Raw genomic sequence first — 21443 nt, 5'->3', positions numbered from 1 at the left:
CTTTATCTCCTTTATGTTCCAATTAGCTTAACGCCTTGTTTTACGATTCCTTCCCATAATGGATATTTTTCAGGTTCAAGCATAATCATCGTAAATCCACTTAGGAAAGATAAATAGGCCCACGTTTTATCACGAAGCTCCTGTTCGGTTTCTTGTAAACTAGAGCGTTCCTTCAACAATTCAGTCATTCTCTCCACAAACTCATAAGTGATGGAAATTGCTTCTTGCTCTAGTTCTGGAAACCTTCCAGATTGAGAAAAAAGGTACTGTAAAATTCGTAGATTTGTTGGGTCTTCACGATACTGCCTCACGTGATGCCTCACCATCTGTTCTATTTGTGCTGACTGTTCAAGGCTTCCTGGTAAATAAAAAAGCCCTTTTCTAGTTACTTCAAATGCTTCTTTGACGGTATTCTCAAACAAATCCTCCTTGCTAGGAAAATACAGCAAAATCGTAGCAGGATTAATACCGATTGCCTTCCCAATACTAGATAGAGTCGTCTTAGAAAAACCCTCTCTTGGAAATTGCCTTCTTGCTTCTTTTAATATGGCATTTCGTTTCTCTTGTCTCTGTTGATTGTTGACTGTTCTCGCCATCATTATCCCTCCCAATCAATTTCGCCTTGGCGTAATTGCGTCCGGATTTTGAATTGTGCCCGTACAATTCATTCCTTTTAAAATCCGTGACATCCGCTGGGGCTTTATCTTCATTCAGTAGGCGTTTGAACACCCTCTGAAAAGAGATCACATCCGCATAGATAGGAATCTTTTGCTGAATGAAGATTAAATAAATAAACGTTTATTTATTTTATTTTAAATGAATGGGTCTTGGAAGTAAATACCTTTTAAACACACAGAGTAAATGTCTGCAAAAACCATTTGAATCCAACCTTTCATCTTTGTGTATTTTTAAACCCCCAATATTAATAGCAGGACACTTCCCTTTGTAAAGATATTAGATCGTTTAAGTATATCGAAAAAATAATAATTCCCCACGATTGGTAAGAAAAACCTCAAATTACTATTCTACTATGGATTGAAAATGGTACATTAATTATTAAAAGTAATACTAGAATGATATTGAGGTGCAATAAATGATACATAATATACCGGATCTTCATACGAAGAAAATTCTTATAGTGGATGATGAAGAAGAAATTTTGAATTTGCTAGAGGATGTTTTAAAGAAAGAGGGATTTCAACATATTTATACGTATACAACAGGAGAAGATGGCGTACGCATGTGTAGGCAAATACAGCCAGATCTTATTCTATTAGATATTATGCTTCCAGATATAGATGGATATACTGTTTGTCAGCAAATTCGACAGTTTACATTCATTCCTATATTTTTCTTATCGGCGAAAAACGAAGACTTAGATAAAATACTTGGATTAAGTATAGGTGGCGATGATTATATTACAAAACCTTTTAGTCCAAAAGAAGTAGCATATAAGATGAAAGCGTTTTTTAGACGTAATCAATATCAAGAAAAGGTTCAGTCTATATATCAGTTTGGAGACGTTACGATTGATGAAACACAAGGGACAGTGTTGAAGGGGAATACATTATTAACTTTAACAGCAAAAGAATTTAACATCTTACTATTTTTAGTAAAGAATCCAAATCAAATTTTCAGTAAAGCTCGATTATACGAAGCTATCTGGGGAGAATCATACTTAGGCAATGATAATATTCTGATGGTGCATATGAGGCATTTAAGAGAAAAAATTGAAGATAATCCTTCCAAACCACAGTATCTTGCAACCGTAAGAGGACTAGGATATAAACTTCTGACAAAAGGTGAACTTAGATGAAGTGGAAGGTCACAGGGCTCTATATCGCATCATTAATTGGCTTAACTATGTTTATCCTAATCGCTCTATTTTTTGCTTTTAGTTATTTAGTATTTTCTTATGACTCTGAAGGAATGGACGATCCAGAAGGCTTAGTAGTAGATTTTCAAAAAGAAATTATTGTAGAAGATGAAAATATTTCTATCACGAATAAAGGTAAAGAATTTTTACAAGAGCATGGCGCATGGTTACAAGTATTAAATCATAATAGCGATGAAGTATTTCAAATGTATAAACCAGAAAATACGCCTACCCACTATTCCCCTAGTGAGCTGATTTTCCGCTATAAATACGCTGTTGGAGATTATACAACGTTTGTGGCTAAGTTAGATCACAGTACACACGCTGAAAGTTATATTGTCGCTTTTCCGTCAAAACAAGCATTGCGAAAATCTGTCTATTTGAACTTCAGTAATTTATCTAGCCTCTATCCATTTGGGATTTTAATGTTAATTGGGGTATCAGTTCTTTGTATTTTATTATTTGCTTATATTGTGGCGAGGTATATGTCAAACCCTGTTGTTACGATAATTGACCATATTAACAAACTAAAACAAGGTCACTATCAACAAGTATCCGCAAAAAAAGGAATATATGCAGAGGTATATGCAAATTTGAATCAGTTATCACATCAATTAGAGGATATTAATGTTCAAAGAAAAGAGCTAGATGCGATGCGAGAAGAATGGATTGTCAACATCTCTCATGATTTAAAGACGCCACTTTCTTCTATTAAAGGTTATAGTGAAGTTATTGCGAATCAAGACTATAAAATAACGGCACAAGAAATGTATAAATATGCAGATGTAATTCAAAATAAAGCCATTTATATTGAAAAACTAGTTAATGATCTAAAACTAACATATCAATTGAAGAATGCGTTGTTGCCTATCGAAAAAACGGCAGTAGATATTGTAGATCTTACTCGAGAAACGATTATTGAATTTATGAATATGCCGTATTATAAAAATCAGCTTATTGAGTTTGAATGCTCTCTGGAACAACTACTTATAAAAGCAGATCAAGGGTTAATTCATCGTGTACTAGTAAACTTATTGAATAATGCACTCATTCACACTGATCATGATACATTCATACAAGTTCATATAAAACAAACATCCACACACGCCGTAGTTACAATTGAGGACAATGGTGACGGAATAAATACAAATGATTTACCACATATTTTCGATCGATATTACCGTGGTACAAATACTGACCCAGAAAATAGTTCAGGTTTAGGAATGGCGATTGTAAAGGAAATCATTGTAGCTCACAGTGGAGAAATTGTAGTTGAAAGCAGCAAAGGAAACGGTACTAACATTACATTTAAGCTTCCATTAGAAAATTAAGCGAAACTTAAGGTCATCTCAATTGAAGATTAAGCAAGAGCTTTCATAATAATTGTTAGCTTAATCAAAAAAGAGGTGCCAATAATGGGAACTTATATCATAGAAACAGAAAATCTGACAAAGTCATATGGAGCTGTAAATAGTGTGAGTCAGCTACAAATGAGAGTCGGTGAAGGTGAAATTTATGGATTTCTAGGACCAAATGGGGCTGGAAAAACGACGACAATTAGAATGTTACTAGGATTAGTAAAGCCGACTACCGGTAATATTAAAATATTCAATAAAGATCTGAAAACAAATCGATTAGATATATTGCGAGAAGTTGGTTCTCTTGTTGAATCACCATCTTATTATGGGCATTTAACGGGTTATGAAAACCTAGAAGTAATTCGACAAATGTTACAAGTACCGAAAAAGAATATTGACCAGGTTTTGCGTATCGTCCGATTAGAGAAACAAAAAGATAAACTAGTTAAACAGTACTCACTTGGCATGAAGCAACGCCTTGGCATAGCAATGGCGCTACTTGGAAATCCCAAATTATTAATTTTAGATGAACCTACAAACGGGTTAGATCCTGCCGGAATTCAAGAAATCCGTGAACTCATCAAACAACTGCCAAAGCAATATGGTATGAGCGTGATTATTTCTAGTCATTTGTTAAATGAGATGGATCAAATTGCAACACAAGTGGGCATTATTAACAGCGGACAGCTTATTTTTCAAGATGAAATTGAAGTGTTACGCAAAAAAAGTCAAGCATCCATAAAAATGCGTGTAAATGATGTAGTAAGGGCACATCAAATTTTAGAACAACATCAAATTCATCTTACAATAGACGGTGATTATCTTGTTACGCATCAACAAGAAGACCACCTTATTTCTCACATAAATCATTTATTAGTACAGCAGAATTTATCAGTGTTTCGAATTGAAGAAGAAAAGCATACGCTGGAAGAAATATTTCTAAGTTTAACGGAAAAAGGTGGTGTTCTATAATGATCGCTGCCTTAAGAAGTGAATTATTGAAATATAAAAGGAAGAAATTATTTTTAGTAGTATTTTTAATACAATCTTTGGCTTTACTTTGGTTATTTGCAATTGTTTCACAAGACAAAAAGGAATTTCTAAATTGGGAGTCGCTTCTCTCAAGAGTAAGTATGATAAATGCTTTATTTTTACCTATAATGATTGCGATCATTACTTCTCGAATAATTGATTTTGAAAATAAAGGTAATACGTGGAAGCTATTGTGTGCAATTCCCACATCTAGACAGCTAGTATATATGTCTAAAATTATTTATAGTATCGTTTTTCTTATCTATGCAGGGGTAATTTCTATTTCCGCAATTATAGTAATAGGAAAAATCTTTAATTTTGAAAGTGGAGTCCCAGTGATTTTATTACTGAAATACGGTCTTTTTACCATTATAGGTTGTATTCCTATGGTCATTTTGCAACTCTGGATATCTTTGATTGTGAAAAATCAAGTATTTGCTTTAACAGCAGGCGTAATAGGCTCATTTCTTGGGTATTTCGGGCAGATGTTCCCTTGGAGAGACTGGATAATTCATACTTATCCATCTTTGACAAACCCTATTTCTTCGGCGTTTTCCAATGGAAAAATAGTACATTTCCCAAACGAAGAAGTCCTGACATACCTTTTGTTAAGTTTAGGAGTTAGTTTATTATTTATCGTTCTTAGCACTATTCATTTTTCACACAAAGATATTCATTAGGAGGATGCAAATATGTTATTAAGCTCATTTCGATGTGAACTATTAAAATTAAAACGTTCAAAAGTATGGATTGTTATGACACTCCTTCCGCTTTTTTGTATTACGCTTGGACTCATAAACTTCCGAGTAAACCATGATGTCTTAATGGAAAGCTCAACAAATGAATGGGAGCAAGCTTGGACACAAGTTGGTTTAATCTATGGATTATTTTTATTTCCTGTCATAGTAAGCATTTATTGCGCATTTGTATGCCGCTTTGAACATAGTGAAGGCAATTGAAAAAAAATTATCTCTTTACCTGTTCCCTTTCAAAACGTCTATCTTGCAAAGTTATTAGTCATCTTTTGGTTAACATTCTTGACTCAAATATTTTTTTTAATTGCTTATATCGTAATTGGTAAGCTACTAGGTATTACAAGTCCTATCCCTTGGTTTTCATTATTAAATTGGTCATTTAATGGATGGGTTGGTACATTTTCAATTGCTGCTCTCCAATTATCTCTCTCATCTTCAATAAAAAGTTTTGCTGTTCCAGTTGGAATGAGTTTTGGTTTTACGTGTATTGGAATGCTATTTCATTACTTAAATATTCCGTATGTATGGCCATTCGCGCAACCAGGATTTGCAATGGATCCAATTCATCTAGAAGGCTTGCAAACTTTCCTTCAGTTTAGTGGCTTTTATATGTTAAGTTTCTTATTTGTTATTCTCTTTACTTTTATTGGAGTTCGAAGATTTACGATACAAGATATTATTTAAATACGGGCACATAAATAAAAAGAGCCGACTTTGACTTTTGATTGGTCAAATTTGGCTCTTTTTATCGTCGCTTAAAACAGTATTGCTGATTAAAGTTTGGCAACGGGTTGATAAAATGGATTGGTTTCTTTAGTTGATAAATTGAGGATAATAAACGATTCCTCTACTTCGTCGCTACGAATGTAACCTTCAATAATTTACGCTTGATTTCGTTATATATAGTAGCACGACAAACGCCCAATCTACGGGCAATCTCAGCTTTTGATAAATTCCCTTCATCAAGGTAAGCTTCTAACTTTCCACGTTGAATTTCAGTAAGTATGGGTTTCTTTTGAGTTCCTTTTATGTTAAGCTTTTTTGCATCAAATCGAAAAATCTCCTTTGTATATTGTTGTGTAGGAACTCCAATAATACACGATTTTTCCGATTTGATGTATTTTTTTACACAGTGTCTAATCTGATTTTACAATTCGCCAAAAATTCTTGATTGAAAATGAATACAAAAAAGCACCTGTATCCGCTAAAATTTAGAGTTCCACCAAACAACATAGCGAGGTATACAGATGCACGCTCATCAACATTCAAACTCGATAATCATTCATTATTCAGTTTCTGTCGCCATTAATTTAATTAGCTGTTTATAGTAAGTATGGTTTTCTTGAAGCTCCTCATGTTTTCCAGAACCAGTAATCAGACCATCCTCAAACACTAGAATTTGATCCGCATGTGTAATTGTCGATAAGCGATGTGCAATAATGACCGTTGTACGTTCTTTCATGACGTGCTCGAATGCTTTTTGTACTTCTCTCTCTGAGTCATTATCAAGGTTAGATGTTGCTTCATCTAATAATAATATCGCTGGATCCCGGAATAAAGCACGTGCTATCGCTATCCGCTGCCTTTGCCCACCTGATAATTTAATTCCTCCCTCCCCTACTTCTGTATCTAACCCTTTTTCAAACTGTTGGACAAAATCCCATGCATAAGCGTTTTTTAATGCCCTTATAATATCTGCTTCTAAAACGTCACTTTTGCCATAAGTTACATTATCTCGAATTGTTCCATTCATGAGTGGTGCTTCTTGCGATACATACCCAAATAAACTGCGCCACTGTTTTAAATCGATACTTTCAATAGGCTGTTTTCCAAATCGAATAGTACCATCTGTTACATCATAAAATTGTTCTATTAATGAAAACATTGTGGTCTTTCCTCCCCCACTGGCACTAACCAATGCAGTTGTTTTTCCTGCTGGAATCGTAAAGGAGATTCCTTTTAAAATAGGGGTATCATTGTATTGAAACGCAACATTTTCAAAAGCAATCGACTCGTTTGGAGACGAAATAGCATCCATCCCATGCCCTTCAATTGGTTCGTTCAAAATTTCTTGTAATCGTTCTGTTGCCCCCATCGCTTTTTGAAGTGCAGTGAAAAATGTTGCCATTTGCGTAAATGGCACAATAATTTGCACTAGGTAAATCATAATCGCTACAAGTTCACCAGCTGAAATCGTACCTGTTGCTACTTTTGCGCCACCATAGCCAAATAATAAAATGAGCACAACCATCATAATGAACGTCATAATCGGTGATAAAACTGCTAAAATTTTTGCTTCCTTCAACCCAAATTGATACAAATGATGAATTTTTTCTTCTCCATTTTGCTGCTCAAAATTTTCTGTTTGCGAAGTTTTCACGAGTCGAATATTCGTTAATACACGCCCCAACTGTCCCGTAAAACTAGCAAGCTCGTCTTGATTTGCTTTCGCGATTTTATGAATACGTTGTCCAAGGGGCAGTGTCAATAAAATTGCTACTGGAACTGCGATTAGCATCAGCAGTGTCATTTTCCAATCAATGATGATTAATATTATTACTGCACCAACAATAGCAAATAACCCCGAAATAAAACTAATCAAATGATCTGTAATAAGCTCCTTAATAACATTAGAATCTTGCGTAATTCGGCTCATTGTTTCACCAGATTCATGTGCATCAAAGTAAGGAATACGTAATCGTAAAACATGTGCCCATACCGTATTGCGCAAATTAGCTACAATTCTTTCCCCAAGCTTACGCATCATATAAAAAGTTACTCCACTCAGTACAGCTTGGGAAATTAGAAATGCACCTACTAATAAAATCGCCTGCAATGAAAAGCCAATGGTTGAAAAATCATTAATCATTCTCATCGTAACTAAGGGAACCGCCAACCCAATAAGTGTTTCAACGATACTTAATAAAAGAGTGCCTATCGTGAGTTGCTTCGACAATCGATTACTATTAACAAGCTGCCAAATTCCTCTTACAGAATTATTCAACATCCACACCTCCATAAACCCCAAGTCTTTCAACCTGCGACATCAACCACTCTTCCTCTTCCTTTGTAAATGGTGTAGGAAATAACCATTCATTTATTTGAATATCCTCATACTCCTTTAATACTTCTACTAACTCTTCTATCAAATCTTGTGGAATTAGTGAGAATAACTGCTCGATTAACGATTTCAAATATTCGTCTTGAGGCGGTTGAATGTATGCCTGCTTCAACTGATTTGCTAAATCTATGTATTTTTGATTTATTTCAATAATATTCATTCCGAAAAAATCATATAGGCGATCTACCAACTCATCAGGTAATATACTTCGCCAATAGTCCCTTTGTTCATCCTCTTTTAGTAAGTTAAAAATCACCGTTAAAAAAATGGATGTATCGATTACTTCACTTCGTTTTCCTATTTCAATCGCCTGATCCAAGCTCGCAATAACACGATCAATTTGATTTCGCTTCTTCTCTAGTTGTAGTTTTTGAAACATTAATGATTCTATTAGCTGCTGTTCCCCATTCCGTAAAAGATCTTCAATCTCCTCCAATGAGTAATCTAAATATTTTAATGTTACTATTTTTTGAATTGTTTCAATGCTACCGTCATTGTAATAACGATGACCCGAATCTGAAATAAAACATGGTTCTAGCAACCCCTTTTCACTATAAAATCGTAACGCTCGTACGGTTAGCCCCGTCATTTTCGCAAATTGACCAATTGAATACATATTTTCAGCTCCCTTTTCTTAAGTATAAAATCTACCGTTACGTCAGATGCAACAACTTTAATTCACTTAACAAAAAAAGATCACAACCTATCGCGTTCTTTAATAAATGAAAATCTTATTTAATTAATACGACGCTCTTTATTTCTAGAGGCACATTCAACAACTGCACCCAACACAAAATATAACTTTTCACTTCCACCTTTCTATTTTATGCCTAATAAAAAGGAATAGCTTTTATCAGCCATTCTTTTCTAAGTTCTTCAATTCTTTGGCTCATCACCAAAACGTGTGGTTGATTTCCGTTCCGGCTGGGCGCTTTGTTGCTGTCGCTTCGCTTTCGCACAGAGCAAAGCTTCCTGGGGGCGTCCGATGAGCCGCTTCACTCGCTTTGCTCGCTCCAGGGTCTCACCTGTGACGCTGATCCCCAAGGAGTCGCCCAGCCTCCACTCCAATCAACAATATACAGGGCATATATTTAATAAAATGTCATCCACAACTTTTGGTGATGAGCCCGATTACAGTAAACTGATTCATTATTTTCTATAGAAGTTTGAATTTGACAACCATAAGTATCTGTATTAAAGAAATCATTACAGGTGTGTTGATTAACCATTTTTATACATTTGAAGAGGATGATTTATAGTTCATACGCATGCCGGGCGCACCTAAATAACCAGCTATCGAATATTATTCGATAGCTGGTATTATAGAAAGCTTATTATATTCTCATTAACTTTACCTTTTCTAAATGACGTTCCATTTGATTAAAATGACTCTCAATATGTTTAACAATTAAATGTTCGACTATAAATGATAACGGTTTGTTATTAAAATTAGTATTATAACTAGGTGCTGTTTGTTGTAACTGCTTAACGGTCACCGTGGCAAGGACATCCGCCACTATAGTAGCAAGCCTTTCTAACTTCTCGACTGCAATTTGTCGCGTTAATGATTCAATATTTTTAGGGGCAACTGCGGCCAACCGGCGAACATGTTCATGGTTTCTTCCCCATTTTCCATCTGGAATGCTCTGAAGTGCTTGTATATCGTCTAACCAAAATATAATAGCTTCATTTAAGTGTGCTACAATTTGAGCAATAGACCATTCATTTTCTGAAGGTTGTTGAAAAAACTCTATATCACTGATCCTTTGTATTAAACGATTAATCTGTGCTGTAGCTTGCTCATAACGACTGATTTCACTGACTAATACCACCATTACACAGATACTTCCTTTTGAACAACTGTTACTTTATTTTCGATATAGCCGATTTTTTCAATTTCTACTTTAACAACATCGCCCTCTTGTAAAAATTCCTGTGGTTCACGAGCAACTCCTACTCCACCCGGCGTGCCGGTCAAAATAATATCCCCAGGCTCTAATGTCATGATACTTGATAAAAATGCCACCAATTTTGGTACATCAAATACCAAATTTTTCGTATTCGACCTTTGACGCTCTTCACCATTAACTGTTAACACCATTTCTAAACCATATGGATCTGACAATTCATCTGATGTAATTAAATATGGTCCCATTGGTGCTGAACCATCTACTGTTTTCCCCTGTAACCATTGAATTGTACGACGCTGTAAATCACGGTATGTGACATCATTAGCAATGGTATAACCCGCTACATATTCAAGTGCCTCATGCTCTTGCACATCTTTGGCACGTTTCCCAATAATAAAGGTAAATTCTGCCTCATAATCAAGTTGTTCAGAAATCTGATAGTAAGGTAGATCCTCTGTTGGACCAAGTAAGGTGTTTGCATATTTGGCGAAGATGACAGGGTTCTCTGGAATTTCACGGCCCATTTCTAAAATATGTTCGCGATAGTTATGACCAACACAAATAATTTTACCAGGATTCGTAATCGGTGGACCTACTTTTACATCTTGTAATGCAAATGTTAATGAAACATCAGATACGTTATTTAATGCATATTCAATTGCTTGATTGGCGTAAGCATAGCTTTCTTCGCCACCTTCTAAAAAACCCTTTGTATCTGTAGGTACATATGCTTCTGCAATTTTTGTTGCTCGGATTTTACCTTGTGATAATAACCACTGCTCTGTTGCGCGATGTAAATCGATAACAATAGATTCATGAACTGCTCCAATACGTGTATGACCATTTTCAGTAAATGTTATAATTTTCATACGCTTTTACCTCCTTTTTTAAAGCTAACGAAAATCTGCTTTAAACTCGCTAGCAATATCTTGATGACCATTATTTGTCTCATATGCTTGTTCCCGCTCCAATTCAAAGCGGTCCATAATAGGAATATCATTTACAGAGAATAAATACGCATCTTTTTCAGCTTTATGCTCATACCAAGCCCAGTTTGGTACAACAAAGTAATCCCCAGCTTTCCAGTCAAAACGCACACCATTAATGACCGTATAGCCTTCCCCCCTATGCACGTGATATACAGTTGAATGTGTATGTCGTAATGCTTTGGTATGCAGCCCTGCTGGTAAATGTTGCATGCGTGTACCCAGAGTTGGGTTAGCTGATTTTCCTGTCGATGGGTTAATATATTCCACCGCAAAACCATGATGTGGATCTGGGTCAAATGCCATTAACCCTTTTATCCCATCGACAGTTCGGTTCCATTTATAGTTTGCAAGTGGTGCCACTGTATACTTGTCATCGCCAACTGGACGTACCATGCCACCTCTATATCGCTGTTCAGTAAAGTTATCTGGCACACCAGGTTGTTGTAACCCATCTGCATATGGCTCAAAGAACGTACCACCGATAGCATATAGCGTTGGTATATCTAACGCATCCATCCATAGCATAGGCTCTGTTCCTACATGCTCATGACCATGCCATAAATTTTTAGGAGTAATTAGAAAATCTCCTTCCTCCATGAAAATACGTTCCCCTTGTACAATTGTATACGCGCCCCTCCCTTTTGAAATAAAACGAAGGGCCGACTGGGAATGACGGTGTGACGGTGCTTTTTCCCCCGGCTGCAACATTTGCACCGCTGCATATATCGTTTGTGTTGTTGATGCCCATCCCCAAGGTTTACGGTATGTTAAGCCTGGATTTTGGAAGTAAATTGCTCGACGCTCTCCACCACGTTCGGGTGTAAAAATTTGAGCGGCTTCCTTCATTTTCTTTTCTAGTAATTCATTTGACCAAAGATATGCCTCGGCCTGCGGATTTGGTGTTTTGTTCATAATTTCTGGAATTGCTTCCCAGAGTGGACCTAAATTATACTGTGCAATATCTTGCTTAAAATCAGTGACAACAGAACTTTTCAAAAATTCAGTTACTTCTTTAGACATTGGACCCGCCATAAAATACCCCCTAGATTAAAGAATAGATGCTTCGATATAGTAGTATAAAAAAATCATTCTACACTTGAGAAAATAATTCATATCAATCATTTTCTACCCTTCTTAATTTTTCGTTATTTAAATCCTCCTTTTCTACAAACACTAATTTCTAATATTGATAATATACATCACGTAAATTTATGAATAGTTCAGAATTTCTCTATATGGAACAAGGAAAAGAATTCCCTAAAATTCTATTTATCGGATATCATATAAACTATAGGTTCATCACCATAACGTATGGTTGATTTCCGTTCCGACTTGGCGCATTGTCGCTGCCGCTACGCTTTCGCACAGACGAAAACCGTGTTACTGTCGCTTCGCTTTCGCACAGAGCAAAGATACCTGGGGGCGTCCGATAAGCCGCTTGGGGCAACAGATGTTTTCTGCGCGAAAGCGTAGTGCTAACGTAGCGGCAGCAGCACGATGTTTTTTGCGCGAAAGCGTAGTGCTAATGTGACGCTGATCCCCGAGGAGTCGCCCAGCCGGAACGAAGATCAACTAATATACAGCGCATATATTTTAAAAAATGTCATCCACAACTTTTGGTGATGAGCCAAACTATATACAATAATAAAGGGGTGTGAACATATGAAAGCACGAACGAGGAATAGCTCATTAACAAATGCACTACAAATTTTGAAAAGTTTCAATTTAGAACAGCCAGAATGGTCATTGCGTGAGATTGCAGCTAATCAAAACATTTCTATTAGCACAGCTCACAGGCTACTAAAAACCCTGGAAGAAGAAAATTTTATTATACATGAGAAGCAACATTATAAATTAGGTACATCTATATTACGATTTACGAATATTTTTATAGACGATTTAGATGTTTTGAAGGGAATGACACCTTATTTAAAATCATTAACTAAAAAAACTGGACAATCTGCACATATTGCAATGCTTTCGGGAAAAGAAGTATTATATTTAAAAAAAGAAGATGGACTTATACAGGTACCGCTCAAATCCCATATTGGGCGCCGCAATCCTTTTTATGCAACAAGTTCCGGTCAAGTTATTGTTGCATTTATGCCCGATGATCAGCGATTAGCCTTATTACAACAAACACAATTTATAGATTTCACGACGTCAACTTTAACCACAATTGAACAGTATGAAAGAAGTTTTCAACAAATTCGCCAACAAGGGGTTGCGATTAGTCGAGAGGAATTACATATGCAGTTCATGTCCATTGCTGCACCAATTTTTAACAAACAAAATGAAGTAGTCGCTTCTGTTAGTATTGCCGGCAAAGTTAAAGCGCTACAACCTAATGAAAAAGCATTTGCACTAAGCCTAAAACAAACGGCTGAGATGATAACCCAATTTATTCAAAAATACGGGGCGGGGTCACCAAATGACATCTTCAATAAATAATAAAACGAACCTTTCATCTGTAAAAAATGCATTACGTCTATTACGCTTATACCGAACTGATCGAGCAGAACTAGGCATCACCGATATCGCAAAATTATTAGATTTACCTAAGAGTACCGTTCATCGTCTTGCACAAGAGCTCGTTAATGAGGGATTTTTAATAAAACGGAGCCATACTAACAAATATCGTTTAGGATTATCCATTTTAACATTAGGTGGCATTATTCATATCCAGTATGAATTATATAAAGAGGCCCATCCAAAAGTAGAGCATCTATCCAACTTTTTCGGACAAGTTGTAAATTTATGCTTAATTGAAAATAAAAAAATTGTATACTTTTTACAATGTATACCTCATGCCCAAACTGAAATTACTACAGCAATGGGTTTTACAAAGGATGTACATTGTACAGCAGAGGGACAAGTCATTTTAGCACATCAGCATGTGACTACTATTAATCAGTATGTACAACAACCATTAAAAAAATATACGCCATATACACATATAGGTGAGGCATTACGGCAACAACTGGAGAACATTTATAAACAAGGATTTGCAGTAACTGAGCATACATATTCTATTGGCTATATTAGTTTTGCTTATCCTATTCGAGATTACACTGGATCGGTCGTATCCGCTATCACATTAATTGCACACGAAAGTACAATTTCAAAAGATGATTATACGGTTATTTTAGAGGAATTAAAAAACGCAGCAGCTGAAATTTCAGAATTGTTAGGTTACTATAGTTAATGGCATAAAAGTAACAAATCTGAGCCCAATGTTAACGGGATTCAGATTTGTTACGTTGTATTCTAATATTTTGTAGTAAGTGTTGGCCCTGAACGTGGTCCAAATGGTCCTTCGTCTAGCCACTTTCCAAGTGCTGGGATATGTGGTGCTAAAAACGCGGATATTTCTCGCTTTAAACGAATGTCTTCAGATGTTCCTTGAATATGCTCAAGTGCTAAATTTGAACATTCACGATTGTATTGTCCTGCATATAGGCGCTCATTTGCCGCTGCTAATACAGCCTCTTTTGCTACTGTTTTATCTTCTGTACGTAATGCGGTTACAATACCACGTGCTGCAATGATCGCATCTGGGACACCTGAATTCAAACCACGTGCACCAAATGGAGCGAATAAATGTGCAGCTTCACCAGCTAATACGATACGTGCATGCCCATCTGTATATGTTTCGGCTACAACTTGGTAAAATGTATACGTTGAAATCCATGTAATGTTCTCTGCATACGAGGCTGGAAATACTTTGGGCAACCATTCCCGTACACCATCTTCAGAACCGAAGTATTCTTTGTCGTCGCCTTCTAATAATTGCAAATCTAAGCGCCAGCCTCCTGCAAAAGGTACATACATCACATTACGCCCATCCACTAAAGGATGCTGGTAATGGAATATACGCTCGATCGGTAAAGGGTTGTTTTTATCCTCCTTCACATCAACCACAACAAATGTATCTGACGTACGCGGCCCTTCAAATTTAATATTTAACGATTGGCGAACGACAGAACGTGACCCATCTGCTGCAATAGCATATTGCGCATGCCATTCATTTTGATTTGTTGTAATCGTTATACCTGTTTCTGTTGTTTTGGCCTCACTAACAGGCTCATTCCATCTAAATTCAACACCAGCGGCTAAGCAGGCTGCATATAATGCTTTTTCAATTTCATGTTGATGTAACGATGAAAAAGCAGGTAATGTGTTTGGCTTTGGTGGTTCATACACACGCTTATAAATATTATCTCCTTTATATAATGTCCGTTTTACTGGCCAAACGATTCCGATCTCAGCTAATTTAAAACCAAGCCCCGTTGAAATATCTTCTAATAGCTCCAATGTGGCTTTATGAATATAAATAGCACGACTTCCTGCACGCTCACGATTTTGTGGGTCCGCCTCTATAATTGTGGCTTGAATACCCTCTTTTGCCAAGGCAAGGGCTGCTGTCATCCCTACTGGCCCAGCACCAATTACTAGTACATCTCGTTTTTCTACTGCCATATTTGATTCATCCTTTCCAAATTCTATTGATCTTCTATACGTTTATCATATGTGTTTATCAATCCATTCGAAATTTCGTTTTTTCGCTATATGGAATGGAAAACAATTAAATAAATCAAAGATAAAAAATCAACTATTTTGTTCACTTACCATTTTTTTGAAACCAAATCCTCAAATCTATTATTTTGGAAATAATTTTCGTCGCAACATTAACTTCAATATGCACCTAAAAATACTCTTTCAACTTCAAATAAACTGCACCCGATCACTTTGGGGCACCTTTTAGTTTAGAAGAACATTCGCTGTGATATTCATTTATAATCACTATCTCTACCACCAGAAACGATTAAGCGGCTTGAACCCTTTAGAATTTTTATCTGTGCGAAAGCGTAGCGGCAGCAACAATTGTTTTATCTGCGCGAAAGCGAAGCGTCAGCGGCAAAGTGCCTGCCGGAACGGAAATCAACCACACGCTATGGTGATGATCCAATTGATAGAGGAGCTTGTTTTATATATCACTTCGGTTTTTTTAATTCAAAAAAGAGCCCCCATTCTTCAATAGGAGCCCACTAAATTAATTGGAAGAATTTTATACTTTTAAGATACTCATTGTTATTTTCTCACTCTACTCACTTGTGCAACTCATAATATTCTTCCAATGTTAACCCTTTATTATATAACTCAGTGGCTAAATTTACCCCAACATAACAAATATGCCACGGTTCATATTGGTAGCCAGTAATATTTTCTTTGTCTTTTGGAAAGCGAATGATATACCCATATTTATGGGCGTTATCTTCAAGCCATGCTGCCTCTTCTGTATTCGCGAAACAGTCATCTGCTGCACAAGATCCATCAGATCCACTAACGTCAATTGCTAATCCTGATTGATGTTCGCTTGTTCTAGGAACAGCACTTTCAACAACCTTTGAGAAAACAGCCATTAATTTAGTTTTCGGTTGAACGTACTACTACATTTTGTTACTTCGAAATAAAGTTTAATCAAATTAAGACCCTTAATAAATGAACCAATAGAAAGAGCAGGTTTTGAAAAAAGATTGCTCAAAACCTGCTCTAAATATATACATATGAAATTACTTTTTATAAAAAAGTTTAATCATTTTCAGGATGTCTTATTCTCTATTTCAAATTAGCTATTAACAAATGGTGAGAACTCATCGGCATATTTAGTTGGCGTAAATTTAATTAATTCATATTCAGCAACTTTATTTATATAAAAAGGGTCTTCTTTTAACATTTCCTGAACCGTAGCCTCATCATTCGAGTTAACCAAAATAACTCCACCAATTCTAGGATCACGTCGTCCAGAAAAAATGAAGTCGCCTCCTTTATAATGTTTATCTAAGAAATCTACATGTTCTTTCAAAAAATCTTCGACTACATTTAATGGTTTCATATACTCTAAAAGAACTATAAACATAACTCCATCACCTTTCTAGGTATATCATTTTTCTATATTTACCATTGTACATCTATAATATTGAAAATCGTTTTAGTAAAACATGAGTAAAGAAAATTTGTTCGAAAATAAAGGAATGGTTTCTGGTTAAACTTTTTTCAAAACAGTAACCTGCATCGTTAGCACAAGAAGCGATTGCTCTAATTGAACAATCACCTCTTAAGCTTACTTGTATGTATTTACAGTATTAAACACCAAAATGAATCATCCATTTATCTTCTTTTATTGCTTCAACTATTTTTTTCATCAGTTCTTCAAGTTCTTCTGATTTGTACTCGTCGTTTGCTTCACTAACCATATTTAAAAATTGTTTACGAGAACTTGGCGGTATCAATGTTATTCCAAAATAGTCGAGGCTTTTATATGGTCTATTTGTGTTATGTGCAAATGTTTCTAGATGATTCGTTTTTTCACCAAAATCCTTAGACATAAGTTCATCAAAAAGACCCCCATCTACACCTATGCAATTATATTTTTCAGGTTCATAACTAACATACTCTTTTTTTTTTCAATACATGCAACTATTCCAAACTCGTGAATATAAGCCAAATTTACACATCTCCCAAGTCTTCAGTTTTTCACATTATTTTACAACACTTTCTTGTTCATTTTTCAACTAACCTGCTTACGCTAGTTTAATAATACTGCACACTACTTTTCCGAATACCTTTTACTATATAAACTTTTTACCATTTCTCCAATTTTTTTTTAAAACAACAAACTTTTTCAAATGGTAAATCGTCTAATTAATGGTAATAACTTATTTTTAATACGAGGAGAAATACATATGAAAAAACCGATTAAAAAAACTTGGATGATTGCTTCAGTACTTACAATTGGAATGGCTGTTCTGACACCACTTCAAGCAGGGGCTGCATCAGTAGAAACAACAAATAATAGTAGTATTACTGTTCAACTTGAACAAAAAATTACAGGAACTATTAAAAACATCTACGACGATGGAATGAACCTTAAAGGAAAAGATGGCAAAAATTACTTTATCAGTTTCCATAAATTTTCTGATGAGCAAATAGAAAAAATGAAATTAGTAGAAGGACAAGAAATCTCTGTAGAAGGTAACATTGCAGAGAGTTTTTCAGACTTCTTCACGTTTGAAGTATTTAAAAAAGACATGCCTAAAGAGATAACAAAAGAAGATCTAACAAAATTAGAAAAATTGTTTAATGAAATGAAACACGTACACAAAGAATTTACAAAAGTAGAAGGACTAACAGATGAAGAGATAGAAAAGAAACATGAGGAACTAAAAAAAATTTACGAAGAAATACATAAAATCATAAAGCCGTATACATTAGCTAATTGGCAACCTCAATCATTTGAAGAGTATATGAAAGAATACGGATTTAATGAGAAAAATATTGTTATTAAAGAAAACGATAACGCACAACTTAAAGCTATTTATGAAGAATGGATAAAGCTTGAAAAAAGTGGTGATGAGGAAAAAGCTAACAAAAAATATGAAGAATTTGATAAAATCCTTGAACCATATTTAGATGAGCTAAATGCACCAGAAACATTTGAAGAATTTATGGCTAGCTGTATGAAAGTCACGGAAATTTTAGAGATCCCTGCAGAAACCTTAGCCAAACTAAAAACTCTTCATAGGGATTTACAAAAAGCATTAAAAGATGAAAATGATGAGTTGTATGATAAACTACATGAAGAATTCTACGGGATCCTTAATCAGTTCTTAAAGCCTCAAACATTTGAAGAATACATGGCTGACTTTGAATTCGAAGTTAGTGAAGCAGATAGCAAGCAATTAAAACAGCTCTATGAAGAAATCTTAGCTCTCGATGAAAAGGAAGAACAAGAAAAAATTGAAGAAAAATGGGAAGCATTTTACAATATTTTAGACCCATATTTTATTGCAAATAAAGAAATCCTTATCTCAGCTTCTAAAGTAACGATAAACGGCCAAGACTATCTTCCACAACATTAACCAGGAAAAATTCGGGGTTATCCTAAAAGTCATTAAACAATGATTTAGGGATTAACCCCTTTCTTATCTTCGAACAATATACCATCTTTTATTTGTCCCTTTTATTTTCTTTATCATCTTTTGCTTGAATCAATCTTTATTTTAAATAATCGAACTTTGTTTTAAATGCCTTTGTTTTAAATGTTCAATCTTTTTTATAAATCTATAGTGGTGTCATGTTACTACCGTCAGTAAACTCGATTGCAATAAGCTGTAATCTTCTATTTTTCATAAAAATCCCATAATTCTCTCTTCTCTTATCAAAGACTGGGATGTGGTATATTATTACCAAATCTAAATTACTCAATATATCCAAAATTATTACTATATCCCACTTTTTTGAAGATAATTGAGCTAATGGAGGGAATATTTTGAAAAACTTATCGGTTAAAAAGAAAATTCTAACACTTATTTCATCCGCTGTTATATTTTTACTAATTATTTCAGGCGTTGGTTTTTATTACATTAAGGATATGGCAAAAAAATCTAGTGAAATGTACGACGAGTCACTTTTGCCAATTCAATATATCGGCCAAACTCGAACTGATATTCGTGCGATGGATTCTTTCGTTTTAGAACTCATGATTACTACGGATGCAAATGATAATGCTGACCTAAAGACAATGATCTCAGAGAGAGCTGAAAGTATTAAAGACTTGATCGTGAAATTTGAAGCCACTTTCAATGGAAATAAAGATGAACAAAAACTGTTAGAGTCTCTTAAATCCAATGTTGATGGGTATTTGAGCACCATGGCAGATGTTATTGATTTAGCTAGTCAGAACCGAAACGACGAAGCCTATTCTATTTACACCACAACTTTAGATGATTTTGCTGAGAATATGGCAAGTGATGCACGCAATCTTATGACTCAATGTTCTGAAGATGCCAATCAACTGAATGAAGAAAATAAACAAAGTCTATTCACTACTATGATTATTTCTGCCATTCTCTCTGTTGTGGCCATTATTTTCTTTATTACATTGGCAACATGGATTGCACGTTTAATTGTAAATCCAGTGAAAGAGTTGCAGGCTAATATGTTAAAAGCAGGCGATGGCGATTTGACTGTGCAAGGTACTTATTCATCTAAGGATGAAATCGGTCAATTAACCCAATCATTTAATTCGATGATTAACAATATTCGTAATACGGTTACAAAAGTGACTGAAACTGCTAATCATGTAGCATCAGCATCTGAAGAATTAAACGCCAATGCAGCAGAAACTACGAAGGCAACAGAGATGGTTGCAAATACGATGGAAACTATTGCTCATGGATCAGTAGAGCAACTAAACAATGTGTCTAACACCGTCAATACTGTCAATGAGCTTTCCACAGGTGTGCAACAAGTAGCTGGAAATGCTCAAGCTGTTACCGAGCTTTCAGGTGATTCTTTATCCCTGGTGATAAATGGTATGAATGCCGCGGATCAAATGAATCAACAAATGATGGACATTACAGAACGAGTAAATGGCTTATCCGAAGTTGTCGGCTTGTTAGGAAAACGTTCTAATGACATTGGTCAAATTATTGATTCGATTACAGCAATTGCTGAACAAACAAATCTCCTTGCCCTGAACGCCGCAATTGAAGCCGCACGTGCTGGTGAGCATGGAAAAGGCTTTGCCGTCGTTGCTGATGAAGTTAGGAAATTAGCAGAACAGTCTGCAGTGTCTTCTAACCAAATTGAAGTATTGATTTCAGAGACACAGAAAGATACTCAAAAGGCTGTTGAATCAATGAAGTTAGTAACAGCAGGAGTTAATGAAGGGATTAAAACAACAGAAAGTACACGTACAACTTTCGCTTCAATTCAAGGTGCCATTCAAAGTGTTACGATGCAAGTAGAAGAAGTATCTGCAGCGGTCGAGCAAATGGCAGCTGGAACTGAAGAAATTGTTGGTAGTATGAATACAATCCACTCCATAACTAAATCTACTACAGCCGGCACAGAGAGTATTTCTGCTGCAACTGAAGAACAAACGGCATCAATGGAAGAAATTTCATCATCTGCTTATGCACTTGCAAACTTGGCAGAGGAGTTAAGAGATTTAGCAGCGCAATTCAGGGTTTAATATGATTATCATGGGCAGCATCACTTTTAACATGTCAATATGACTTTACACATTTTCAAAGGAATAACAACATCATTCAGATAAAAAAGAAGCGGTTAGATCATTTTTTAATCTAAACCGCTTCTTCTTCTTATAGCTCCACACTGTTCCTCTCTTCTTTCATTTCCATACCCATTGTTTAACTACCTCATTCACTTTCTTTTGCCAAGGTAAAAATTCCTTATTTCAGAATAATTATCAATAATAACGCTGTGAATTCATTTTAATAATCACTATCGCTACCACCAGAAACGATTAAGCGGCTTGAGCCCTTTAGAATTCAGGGTTCAAGCCGCTTAATATATTTTTATTATTTCCGTTGTC

Annotated in this window: 20 protein-coding genes and 2 pseudogenes; 9 read left to right on the top strand and 13 right to left on the bottom strand. The window is 35.4% G+C overall.

What is annotated here, in order from left to right; all coding sequences use genetic code 11:
• Window positions 1-11: 11 nt before the first annotated feature.
• Window positions 12-596, bottom strand: coding sequence for a TetR/AcrR family transcriptional regulator (locus QUF91_RS04935; protein WP_289417035.1), 585 nt, complete (start codon window positions 594-596; stop codon window positions 12-14).
• 497 nt (window positions 597-1093) lie between these two features.
• On the opposite strand from QUF91_RS04935, the gene QUF91_RS04930 reads away from it, so the two are divergent.
• The 5 genes and pseudogenes from QUF91_RS04930 to QUF91_RS28275 all read left to right on the top strand — a co-directional run bounded on the left by QUF91_RS04930 (window position 1094) and on the right by QUF91_RS28275 (window position 5705).
• Window positions 1094-1816, top strand: coding sequence for a response regulator transcription factor (locus QUF91_RS04930; RefSeq protein ID WP_285397085.1), 723 nt, complete (start codon window positions 1094-1096; stop codon window positions 1814-1816).
• Window positions 1813-3207 (top strand): sensor histidine kinase, encoded by a 1395-nt coding sequence (locus QUF91_RS04925; RefSeq protein ID WP_285397086.1) that lies wholly within the window; start codon window positions 1813-1815, stop codon window positions 3205-3207. Before QUF91_RS04930 ends, QUF91_RS04925 begins: the two co-directional genes overlap by 4 nt.
• Window positions 3208-3291: 84 nt before the next feature.
• Window positions 3292-4206, top strand: a complete 915-nt coding sequence (locus tag QUF91_RS04920; RefSeq protein ID WP_289417034.1) for an ABC transporter ATP-binding protein — start codon at window positions 3292-3294, stop codon at window positions 4204-4206.
• Window positions 4206-4946, top strand: a complete 741-nt coding sequence (locus QUF91_RS04915; protein WP_285397088.1) for an ABC transporter permease — start codon at window positions 4206-4208, stop codon at window positions 4944-4946. The genes QUF91_RS04920 and QUF91_RS04915 overlap by 1 nt, the downstream gene beginning before the upstream one ends.
• 12 nt (window positions 4947-4958) lie before the next feature.
• Window positions 4959-5705, top strand: a pseudogene (locus tag QUF91_RS28275) (ABC transporter permease).
• Between the two features lie 163 nt (window positions 5706-5868).
• On the opposite strand, the gene QUF91_RS04900 reads toward QUF91_RS28275, so the two are convergent.
• From QUF91_RS04900 to QUF91_RS04865, 8 genes are all read right to left on the bottom strand, one after another.
• Window positions 5869-6015, bottom strand: a complete 147-nt coding sequence (locus tag QUF91_RS04900) for a helix-turn-helix domain-containing protein (RefSeq protein ID WP_483308103.1) — start codon at window positions 6013-6015, stop codon at window positions 5869-5871.
• A gap of 291 nt (window positions 6016-6306) precedes the next feature.
• A complete protein-coding gene (locus tag QUF91_RS04895) occupies window positions 6307-8028 on the bottom strand; it encodes an ABC transporter ATP-binding protein (RefSeq protein ID WP_483308078.1) in 1722 nt (573 codons plus the stop codon).
• On the bottom strand, window positions 8018-8758 hold the full coding sequence (locus QUF91_RS04890; RefSeq protein WP_289417030.1) for a MerR family transcriptional regulator: 741 nt from the start codon (window positions 8756-8758) through the stop codon (window positions 8018-8020). The genes QUF91_RS04895 and QUF91_RS04890 overlap by 11 nt, the downstream gene beginning before the upstream one ends.
• Before the next feature lie 260 nt (window positions 8759-9018).
• Window positions 9019-9186 carry a hypothetical protein gene (locus QUF91_RS04885; protein ID WP_289417029.1) on the bottom strand — a complete coding sequence of 56 codons (168 nt, stop codon included), beginning with the start codon at window positions 9184-9186 and terminating at the stop codon, window positions 9019-9021.
• Window positions 9187-9476: 290 nt separating this feature from the next.
• On the bottom strand, window positions 9477-9977 hold the full coding sequence (locus tag QUF91_RS04880) for a DinB family protein (protein ID WP_285397093.1): 501 nt from the start codon (window positions 9975-9977) through the stop codon (window positions 9477-9479).
• Window positions 9977-10921, bottom strand: a complete 945-nt coding sequence (locus QUF91_RS04875) for a fumarylacetoacetate hydrolase family protein (protein WP_285397094.1) — start codon at window positions 10919-10921, stop codon at window positions 9977-9979. The genes QUF91_RS04880 and QUF91_RS04875 overlap by 1 nt, the downstream gene beginning before the upstream one ends.
• Before the next feature lie 24 nt (window positions 10922-10945).
• Window positions 10946-12073 carry a cupin domain-containing protein gene (locus QUF91_RS04870; RefSeq protein ID WP_289417028.1) on the bottom strand — a complete coding sequence of 376 codons (1128 nt, stop codon included), beginning with the start codon at window positions 12071-12073 and terminating at the stop codon, window positions 10946-10948.
• 256 nt (window positions 12074-12329) lie between these two features.
• Window positions 12330-12488 carry a hypothetical protein gene (locus tag QUF91_RS04865; protein ID WP_285397096.1) on the bottom strand — a complete coding sequence of 53 codons (159 nt, stop codon included), beginning with the start codon at window positions 12486-12488 and terminating at the stop codon, window positions 12330-12332.
• Between the two features lie 215 nt (window positions 12489-12703).
• Here QUF91_RS04865 and QUF91_RS04860 point away from each other — a divergent pair, with 215 nt between their 5' ends.
• Complete coding sequence (locus tag QUF91_RS04860; protein WP_289417027.1) at window positions 12704-13492, top strand: IclR family transcriptional regulator; 789 nt, start codon at window positions 12704-12706, stop codon at window positions 13490-13492.
• Entirely contained in the window at window positions 13473-14246 is a 774-nt protein-coding gene (locus QUF91_RS04855) for an IclR family transcriptional regulator (RefSeq protein WP_289417026.1), read from the top strand. Before QUF91_RS04860 ends, QUF91_RS04855 begins: the two co-directional genes overlap by 20 nt.
• Window positions 14247-14308: 62 nt before the next feature.
• Here the strand turns inward: QUF91_RS04855 and QUF91_RS04850 are convergent, their stop codons facing one another.
• From QUF91_RS04850 to QUF91_RS04835, 4 genes and pseudogenes are all read right to left on the bottom strand, one after another.
• Window positions 14309-15520, bottom strand: a complete 1212-nt coding sequence (locus tag QUF91_RS04850; RefSeq protein WP_289417025.1) for an FAD-dependent oxidoreductase — start codon at window positions 15518-15520, stop codon at window positions 14309-14311.
• A 629-nt stretch (window positions 15521-16149) separates the two neighbouring features.
• Window positions 16150-16437, bottom strand: a pseudogene (locus tag QUF91_RS04845) (M15 family metallopeptidase); the annotation flags it as partial.
• Between the two features lie 233 nt (window positions 16438-16670).
• Complete coding sequence (locus QUF91_RS04840; protein WP_289417024.1) at window positions 16671-16961, bottom strand: YciI family protein; 291 nt, start codon at window positions 16959-16961, stop codon at window positions 16671-16673.
• A gap of 226 nt (window positions 16962-17187) precedes the next feature.
• Entirely contained in the window at window positions 17188-17430 is a 243-nt protein-coding gene (locus QUF91_RS04835; protein WP_285395185.1) for a hypothetical protein, read from the bottom strand.
• A 357-nt stretch (window positions 17431-17787) separates the two neighbouring features.
• Between QUF91_RS04835 and QUF91_RS04830 the strand changes: the two genes are divergently transcribed.
• Both QUF91_RS04830 and QUF91_RS04825 read left to right on the top strand, forming a co-directional pair.
• Window positions 17788-18963 (top strand): RNA recognition motif domain-containing protein, encoded by a 1176-nt coding sequence (locus QUF91_RS04830; protein ID WP_289417023.1) that lies wholly within the window; start codon window positions 17788-17790, stop codon window positions 18961-18963.
• A gap of 410 nt (window positions 18964-19373) precedes the next feature.
• Entirely contained in the window at window positions 19374-21080 is a 1707-nt protein-coding gene (locus QUF91_RS04825; protein ID WP_289417022.1) for a methyl-accepting chemotaxis protein, read from the top strand.
• Window positions 21081-21443 lie beyond the last annotated feature (363 nt).

Source organism: Lysinibacillus sp. G4S2, assembly GCF_030348505.1.
In the GTDB taxonomy this organism is placed as follows: Bacteria; Bacillota; Bacilli; order Bacillales_A; family Planococcaceae; genus Lysinibacillus.
The sequence above is the reverse complement of the archived record's forward strand: the minus strand, read 5'-3'. Positions and strand labels throughout refer to the sequence as shown.

Excerpts from the sequence above, each read along its gene's own strand:
- QUF91_RS04935 (WP_289417035.1), bottom strand. The coding sequence starts at position 596 with ATGGCGAGAACAGTCAACAATCAACAGAGACAAGAGAAACGAAATGCC.
- QUF91_RS04930 (WP_285397085.1), top strand. The coding sequence starts at position 1,094 with ATGATACATAATATACCGGATCTTCATACGAAGAAAATTCTTATAGTG.
- QUF91_RS04925 (WP_285397086.1), top strand. The coding sequence starts at position 1,813 with ATGAAGTGGAAGGTCACAGGGCTCTATATCGCATCATTAATTGGCTTA.
- QUF91_RS04920 (WP_289417034.1), top strand. The coding sequence starts at position 3,292 with ATGGGAACTTATATCATAGAAACAGAAAATCTGACAAAGTCATATGGA.
- QUF91_RS04915 (WP_285397088.1), top strand. The coding sequence starts at position 4,206 with ATGATCGCTGCCTTAAGAAGTGAATTATTGAAATATAAAAGGAAGAAA.
- QUF91_RS04895 (WP_483308078.1), bottom strand. The coding sequence starts at position 8,028 with ATGTTGAATAATTCTGTAAGAGGAATTTGGCAGCTTGTTAATAGTAAT.
- QUF91_RS04890 (WP_289417030.1), bottom strand. The coding sequence starts at position 8,758 with ATGTATTCAATTGGTCAATTTGCGAAAATGACGGGGCTAACCGTACGA.
- QUF91_RS04880 (WP_285397093.1), bottom strand. The coding sequence starts at position 9,977 with ATGGTGGTATTAGTCAGTGAAATCAGTCGTTATGAGCAAGCTACAGCA.
- QUF91_RS04875 (WP_285397094.1), bottom strand. The coding sequence starts at position 10,921 with ATGAAAATTATAACATTTACTGAAAATGGTCATACACGTATTGGAGCA.
- QUF91_RS04870 (WP_289417028.1), bottom strand. The coding sequence starts at position 12,073 with ATGGCGGGTCCAATGTCTAAAGAAGTAACTGAATTTTTGAAAAGTTCT.
- QUF91_RS04860 (WP_289417027.1), top strand. The coding sequence starts at position 12,704 with ATGAAAGCACGAACGAGGAATAGCTCATTAACAAATGCACTACAAATT.
- QUF91_RS04855 (WP_289417026.1), top strand. The coding sequence starts at position 13,473 with ATGACATCTTCAATAAATAATAAAACGAACCTTTCATCTGTAAAAAAT.
- QUF91_RS04850 (WP_289417025.1), bottom strand. The coding sequence starts at position 15,520 with ATGGCAGTAGAAAAACGAGATGTACTAGTAATTGGTGCTGGGCCAGTA.
- QUF91_RS04840 (WP_289417024.1), bottom strand. The coding sequence starts at position 16,961 with ATGTTTATAGTTCTTTTAGAGTATATGAAACCATTAAATGTAGTCGAA.
- QUF91_RS04835 (WP_285395185.1), bottom strand. The coding sequence starts at position 17,430 with ATGTCTAAGGATTTTGGTGAAAAAACGAATCATCTAGAAACATTTGCA.
- QUF91_RS04830 (WP_289417023.1), top strand. The coding sequence starts at position 17,788 with ATGAAAAAACCGATTAAAAAAACTTGGATGATTGCTTCAGTACTTACA.